We start from the raw sequence: 1306 nt of genomic DNA, 5'->3' as shown, positions 1-1306 counted from the left end.
GGGGGATCACTCGCTCCACTTCACCTTGGTCAAATCATTGGCCTGGATCGGGGCGTTTTCCCACAGGCCTTGCAGCTTGGCGTCCCAGACGCCGACCTTGGGCAGTTCGTAGAGGAAGCCGACCGCGGCATCGTCCGCCAGGATCTTCTGTGCCTGCCCCAGCAATTCCTTGCGCTTGGCTTCGTCGGAGGTGACGCCGAGATCGGCAATCACCTTGTCGAAGGCCGGGTTGTCGTAGTTGAAGTAATAGTCCTTGCGCGAATAGATATCGATGTCGTTGGGCTCGGTGTGGGAGACGATGGTCAGGTCGTAATCCTTCTTGGTGAACACCTGATCCAGCCACTGCGCCCATTCGACCGGGATGATCTCCAGATCGATGCCGACGTCGCGAAGTTGTGAGGCTATGATTTCGCCACCGAGGCGGGCATAGGCGGGCGGCGGCAGTTTCAGCGTCGCCTTGAAGCCGTTTTCGAGGCCTGCCTCTTTCAGCAATTCCTTGGCCTTGGCGACATCATGCTGGTAGCGGCCGGTGAGGTCGACATAATCCTTGCTGGCCGGCGACATGTGCGAGCCGATCGGCTGGCCGAGGCCGGCCGAGGCGCCGTCGATGATCGCCTTGCGATCGAGCGCGTAGGAGATCGCCTGCCTCACCTGCAACTTGTCGAAAGGAGGCTTCTTGTTGTTGATCGACAGGATGGTCTCACCCTCGGTCGAGCCGATCACCACCTTGAAGCGCGGATCGTCCTTGACCTGCGCGAGGCTGTCGGCATCGAAGAACGGGAAAGCCTGGATGTCGCCGGAAAGCAGGGCCGGCACATAGGCCGCGGCATCGGGCACGATGCGGAATTCGGCCTTGTCGAGGGACGCCGGCGTGCCCCAGTAATTGTCCGATTTGACCAGCGTGATCGACGATCCCTTGGCCCAGCTCTGGAACTTGAACGGGCCGGTGCCGATCGGTTTCTCCTTGTTGGTCTCTGCCGATTCCGGCGCCACGATCACCGCGTCACCCCAGCCCATATTGTAGAGGAAGGATCCCTGCGGGTTCTTCAGCGTCACTTTGACGGTCGCCGGATCGACGACGTCTATCGTATCGATGGCCGCGAATAGGCCCTTTTGCGCGTTGACCGAATTTTCGGCGCGGGCTCGATCGAGCGAGAATTTCACGTCGCCGGCATCGAAGTCGGTGCCGTCATGGAATTTCACGCCGGTGTGCAGCTTGAAGGTGTAGACCTTTCCATCATCGGAAATGGTCCAGCTTTCGGCCAGATCCGGCAGCACCTCGCCATTGGGCCCGATGCGTGTCAGG

At 60.5% G+C, this 1306-nt stretch carries 1 protein-coding gene; it reads right to left on the bottom strand.

The features are described from left to right. Positions 1-6 precede the first annotated feature (6 nt). The coding region (locus tag EN750_RS34690; protein WP_145968214.1) for an ABC transporter substrate-binding protein at positions 7-1306 on the bottom strand (1300 nt) is incomplete at its 5' end.

The sequence above is a fragment of the Mesorhizobium sp. M7A.F.Ca.ET.027.03.2.1 genome (assembly GCF_003999175.1).
Taxonomy (GTDB): Bacteria; Pseudomonadota; Alphaproteobacteria; order Rhizobiales; family Rhizobiaceae; genus Mesorhizobium.
The sequence above is the reverse complement of the archived record's forward strand: the minus strand, read 5'-3'. Positions and strand labels throughout refer to the sequence as shown.